This window comes from Gemmatimonadota bacterium, assembly GCA_016209965.1.
GTDB lineage: Bacteria > Gemmatimonadota > Gemmatimonadetes > Longimicrobiales > RSA9 > JACQVE01.
This window is the reverse complement of record JACQVE010000044.1, coordinates 1-5,956: the sequence shown is the minus strand read 5'-3', so window position 1 is coordinate 5,956 and position 5,956 is coordinate 1. Positions and strand designations below refer to the sequence as shown.

Annotated in this window: 4 protein-coding genes; all 4 read right to left on the bottom strand. The window is 69.7% G+C overall.

The genetic code is table 11. The features are described from left to right. A partial coding sequence (locus tag HY703_02050) for an Ig-like domain-containing protein (protein ID MBI4543961.1) occupies positions 1-4,053 on the bottom strand: 4,053 nt, incomplete at its 3' end. Between the two features lie 51 nt (positions 4,054-4,104). Next, positions 4,105-4,728, bottom strand: a complete 624-nt coding sequence (locus HY703_02045; protein ID MBI4543960.1) for a hypothetical protein — start codon at positions 4,726-4,728, stop codon at positions 4,105-4,107. A gap of 258 nt (positions 4,729-4,986) precedes the next feature. Then, positions 4,987-5,649 carry a cytochrome c gene (locus HY703_02040; protein ID MBI4543959.1) on the bottom strand — a complete coding sequence of 221 codons (663 nt, stop codon included), beginning with the start codon at positions 5,647-5,649 and terminating at the stop codon, positions 4,987-4,989. A gap of 159 nt (positions 5,650-5,808) precedes the next feature. Continuing rightward, positions 5,809-5,956: glucosyl-3-phosphoglycerate synthase (locus HY703_02035; protein MBI4543958.1), on the bottom strand; the 148-nt coding region annotated here is incomplete at its 5' end.

Below are 5,956 nucleotides of genomic sequence, written 5' to 3'. Positions count from 1 at the left end.
GTCCGTGACGTCGCTGGCCGTGACCGATTGGGAGCCGGCGGTCTGGAGCGTGACCGAGAAGTTCTTAGTGCCCGCCACGAGATTCGCGCTGGCCGGCAGAGTGGCGGCGCCGTCGCTGGAGGTGATGGCGACCACGTCGGTCACGGTGTTCACCAGGTTCCAGTTCGCGTCCACCGCGTTGACGGTGGCGGTCATGGCCGTTCCTGCGATGATGCTGCTGGGACTTCCGGTCTTGCCCGTCGACGTGCCCGCCGCGGCGGTCTCGCCCGGCAGCAGGATCTGCAACTTGGTGAAGGAGCCAGCGCTCACCGTGAACTGAACCGTGGCACTGCCAACGGACATCCCGCTCACCCGCGTCACCGTGACAGTGGGCGTGCCCGCCTTCAGGTCCTTGTAGTAGAGGGTCGCGGTCGAGTCGCCCGCTGCCATGGTTGCCTGCGAGATCGCCGTGGTTCCCGCGCCATCCGAGTAGAACGTGGTCGTGCCGGTCGAGTTCGAGCTCAGGTTGAAGGTGGTCGCGGAGGTCACCGCGCCCGGGTTGCCGCTGGCATCCTTTGCCGTGATGGTCAGCGCAGTGGTGACCGAGCCCGCGGTCACCGAGGTCGGGCCGCGCAGCGTCACCTGCGTAGCCGAGCCGGGATTCACCGTGAGCTGGTAGCTCGCGTTGCCGATCGACATGCCGCTGGCTAAGGAGGCCGTGAGGGTCGCCGAACCGGCCAGCAGGTCCTTGTAGTAGAAGGTCGCGCTCGAGCTGCCGGCGGCAATGGTCACCTGCGTGATGGCCACCGTTCCGCCGGCGTCGGAGTAAAAGGCGGCGCTGCCGGTCGAGCTGGTGCTCAGGTTGAAGACTGTGGTCTGGCTCACCGTGGACACGTTGTGGCTGACGTCCTTGGCGGTGAGCGTGAGCGCGCTGCTCACGGAGCCGGCGGTCACGGAGGCAGGGCCGCTCAGGGTAACGCGGTTGGCCGCGCCCGCCTGGACCGTGACGTTCCCCGAGGCGCCGAATTGACCGTTGGCCGTCGTAGCGGTGAACGTGCCGGTGCCTACGTTACCGGTGTACGTGAGCTTGCCGGTCAGGTCGGCCACCCCGCTGCTGAAGTCGGACGACCGGTTCAGGACGGCGTTGCCGGCGGAGCCCAGGCCGCTCACCGTGCCGCTCAGTGAAGTGGTGATGGTGACGATCTCGACCGCGGCGTCGAACGTGGTCACGGTGTTGCCGTAGCCGTCCAGCGCCGTCAGCGTATTGGTTCCCGTGAAGCTGACGCCATTGGTTTGGGAGGCGTTCAGCGTGAGGGAGAAGCTGGCCAGGTTTGCAGGCAGCACGGTGATGGTCAGCCGGTCGGAGCCGGTGGCGGAGAGTGTGCCATCGGTCGCGGCGATCACGGCGGTCTCGGCCTTGTAGAGCCACAGCCGCGTGGTGGCCACTCCGTTGGTGAAGACCAGCGACGTCGGGTTCCCGAAGCTCACGGGCGTCCCGGTGCTGGTCTCGGCAGCGGGGGTGTAGCTGCCCGCCGAGGAGGCGCCGCTGAAGGTGATCGATTTCGTGCCGGCGTAGCTCGTGACCGCGTTCCCGCCGGGATCGGCGGCCGTGATCGTGACCGTTGCGCTCCAGCCGGCGCTCACGCTGCCCGGCCCGCTGACCACGAGGCGCGTGGTGGTGGCCGGAGTGAAGGTGACGGTGGCCTCGGAGGCCAGGTTCGCGCCGTCCAGCCCGGCCGTCACTCGCGCTGTGCCGCCGGTGGTGCCGGCCGTCAGGGTGGCGGTGTAGCTGCCGTTGCCGTTGTCCGTCACCGCGGAAACCGTCCCCAGCGTCGAGGCGACGGTCACCGTCCCGCCGCTCGAGGTCAGGTTGTTGCCATAAGCGTCCTTGAGCTGGACGGTGATGGTGGCCGTGCTCGTACCATCGGCCCCGATGGTGCTGGGGTTGACGCCGACCGTGGAGGTAGCCGCCGAGGCGGCGCCGGGCGTGCCCGTGGCACTGAAGGTTACACTGCTGGCGCCGCTCGCGGACGCGATCAGCGTGTTGGTCCCGACGGTGGTGCCCAGCGTCCAGCTTCCAACCGCAGCGGTACCATCATTCCCCGTGGCCTGCGTGGCGCCTGTCACACTGCCGCCGCCGCTGGCCACTGCGAACGTCACCGTGGCGCCGGTGACGGGGTTGCCGTTGCTGTCCAGGACCCGGACCTTCGGGGCGACGGCCACGGCGGTCGCCACGATGGCCGTCTGGCCGTCGCCTGCCACCTTCTCGACGGTGGCGGCCGCGCCCGCCAGCGCTGTAGCGCTGAAGGTGACGCTGCCCACTCCCTGGACGGAGGCGGTGAGCGTCTGCGCCCCCGCGGCCGTGCCCAGCACCCACCCCGTGCTGGCCAGGCCGCTGGCGTCGGTCTGGCTAGTGGCCGACGCCACGCTGCCGCCGCCCGAGGCCACGGCCCAGCTCACGCTCACGCCCGCCACGGCGTAGCCGTTGGTGTCGGTTACCCGCACCGTCGGCTCGGCGCCGAGCGTCGTCCCCACGGTCGCGGACTGGCTGTCGCCGCTGGCCTTCTCCAGCCGGCTGGCGGCTTGCGCTACGGTGATGGACGCGCTGGCCGAGGCGCTGCCACTGGACGCCGTGACGGCGGTGGCGCCGTTGGCGACCGCCGTCACCAGCCCGGTGGCGGACACTGTGGCAATCGCCGGGTTGGCACTCGACCAGCTCACGGCGGCGCCCGGAGCGACGTGGCCGTTCGCGTCCCGCACGGTGGCCGTGAGCTGCGACGTCGCCCCCAGCGAGCTGAAGCTGAGCGCGGCCGGAGCGACGGCAAGGCTGGCCGGCCGTTGCTCGACCGCGAGGCTGGCTGCGCCCGTCAGCCCTTCGCTGCTCGCCTGGATCGTGGCCGTGCCCTGGGCCGCCGCTGTGGCCAGTCCTGCCGTGCTGACGTCGACCACGCCGGGGTCGGAGCTGCTCCAGGCAAAGGACTTGCCGGGGATGGCCGAGCCCAGCGCGTCGCGAGCCGTAGCCGTCATCTGCTGTGTCTGCCCCAGCGCCGTAAAGGTGTGGGTGGCGGGCGAGACCTCGATCCGGGCCAGCCGCTGCTCGACGAGCAGAAGGCTGCGGCCGACCACGCCGGGCTCCCGGTCCACCGTGGCCTGGACTTGCGCCCGGCCATTGCCCCGCGCCACGAAGCGCCCGCCGCCCGTGGAGGCGGCGACCGCAGAATCGGGTGCGGCCCAGGTGAAGGCGACGTCGCCTACTTCGGCGCCGCGCGGATCAAACGCCCTGGCCGTGAACGTGACCTCCTGGCCCAGGCTGGACGCGCGCCCCGTGTCCGGACTCACCGCGATGCGCACGATCTTCTGCCGGACCTGCACCACGGCCGTGTCGGCCCTCGGGCCGGCGGCCACGACCACGCGCGCGGAGCCCGGCAGCTTGGCCGTGACCGCGCCCGTGTTGCGGCTCACGGTGGCGGTCGCCGTGTCCAGACTCCTCCAGAAAAGGCGCGGCCTGCCGCTGGCCCCTTCCACCGTGGCCGACAGAGGCAGCGTGTCCCCCTCGGTGATGATCGGGATGGGGCGGTTGATGCGCAGGCGAGTGATGGTGAGGTTGGCGAGCGGGCCGCGGTAGAAGATTAGCTCGATCTCCTTCACGTCCCCCGGGAACATCCGGATCTGGTTGGAGAGCGCGCTCCACTCTCCGCTCTCGCCCAGAGCCGGGTCCTTGTGCAGCAGTTCGACCGAGACCAGGATGGCGATCCCGCGGCCGCCCGGCAAGTCGAATTTGATTTCCTGCTGCCATTCGGTCGCGGCCGGGTCCAGGTCCTGGGAAATCAGGCGCAGCTCCCGGGCGCTCCCCTCTTCCACGGCGCGGATCCGGATGTGATTGATGGGCGGGTCCTCCGGGTCGGCAACGCCGACGTAGCGGGCGGAGAACTTCAGCGCAACGGGGCCCGCCGGGCGGTCCGGACCCAGCGGGTCCGGATTGTCAATGCAGGCGAAGATGGCGACGCCCAGCAACCCGGCCAGGCAGACAAAACGTCGTGCCGGCCTGGCAAGCCGCGCGGGGGGCAGGCGCAAAGATAAATGCCGGCCCTGGGCCTGGCGTTGCCCGGGAAAAGGGGTCAACGCTCAGCTGGCTGGGTTGTTCGTGTTGGGCGGTCGAGTTGGGTTGCGTGACTGTTGCATGGGCGCGGAGCGCGAGCGGCCTCCCCCCGCCAGCCGGTGCAAGGTAAAGCGCCCTGCCCATCGCCGCAAGTGCTCATGGCTGGACAGCAGGTGGCGCGTGCGCCAGTACCACACAACCTCGCCCTCCGCGTCCACCGCCACGTAGCCGCGGAACCCCTGCTCGTTGAACAGATGAAGGAGAACGAGCGGCACGCTGGGCCTGCCCCACGGCTTGAAGCCGATCTGCGCCAGGTCGGCGGGCAGGCTCTCGGTCTGGAAGGTCCCCAGCAAAGCCGTGCCGGCCACCCGGTACTCGTAGGTGCGGCCCGCCCGGAGTCTCGCCAGCAGGATGCTGTGCGTCGAGGCAGCCGGGGAATGAACGCGAAGATCTTTACCCTCATTCGTCCCGTATATCACGGTCACCGGCGCGGGCTGCTCGAGCCTCAGCCTGAGCGTGCGGACCAGTGGGCCCGACTCGCTCAGCTCCGCCTCGAGGATCGCCGGCGCCGGCGAATCCGTGAGGGAGCCGCACGCGCCAACGGCGAGCAGCAGGAGGAGGCACCTTGCGCGCGGGCGCTGTCGATTCACATCAATCCGCCGGACGGACTCCGCGTTCTCGTGTGCCGGGCGGTGAGATTATACGTTGCAGCAAGGGAGGCTGACCACTAGTCAGGAGAGCTCGCCTCCGAAGTCCGGTGAGCACCAGGACTGCGGCTGCGCCCGAACCGCAAGGCGCGACCGGGGTCCCCACGCAACGTAACGTTGCGTGGGGTGAGGGCGACGGAGGAATAGCAGAGCTATTTCCACGAGGAGGAGCAACGCAGCGCCTCGGGATGCAACGGCAGTCTAGCGCAGTGCGTGCCGCTCCGTGTTGAGGAACGCCACCAGAGCCGCGATCTCCCGCGGCTTGAGATCCAGGTCAGGCATCTTCGCCGTCCCCTTCGCCGGCGAGGCCGAGGCCGGATCGGCAAGAAACTTCGCCAGGTAGTCGGCCGGGTAGCGCCGGCCCGTCAGCTCCGGGCCGACCGGAACCGCGCCGGAGCCCCTGACCTCGGCGTGCAGATGGCACGTGAGGCAGCCCTTGGCCACGAAGAGTCGATGGCCGCGCTCGGTGTCCGGGAGCGGGGTGGGCGCAGGCCTGCCGGGTTCCGTCGCCTTCAGGGGCAGGAGCGCCAGCTTGCTGCTTCTGAACCCGCTGCGGAGCGTGATGGTCCAGTCACCCGGCTGAGGCAGGGCCAGCACGGCACGGTAGCGGCCAGGTCCTTCCCCAGGGGTGGCCGCTGCCCTGACTTCCAGCTCGCCGGCCCTGGCTTCCAGACTGGGCGCCAGTCCCTCGAGCAACTCGCGGCCGTGCTGGCGGACCGCAAAGGCGAGGGTGACAGGCTGGCGTGCCACGACGTAGTCGGGCAGGTCCTCCACCGTGATGGTCGCCCACCCCCCGGCGAACGCAGCGATGCCGGCCAGCGAGAGCAGACCCGGCGCGATCCAGCGGATCGGTCTGGGATTCATCGCCTCCTCCTTTCCTGGGTTTCCCGGTCGCCATGCACTTCGATGGACCTTCGATCCCGGGAAACGTCGCAGGGTTTAGCTTAGTGGTCGAATCCGGAAATACGGCCGCATTCGGTGCGTGGCCGTACTTACGAACTCGACCACTTAGGGCCAGCCCGGTCAGGACTTCTCGTACGCCTCGAGCAGCTCCCGGGTAACGCCATCCATCGCCACCTCGACCCGGCGCCAGTCCGGGATCAGCGGCGAGCCGAACGATTGGGAGCGAAAGTCGGCGAGCGCGGCCTCGATGGCGTTAGAGAATAGCTCG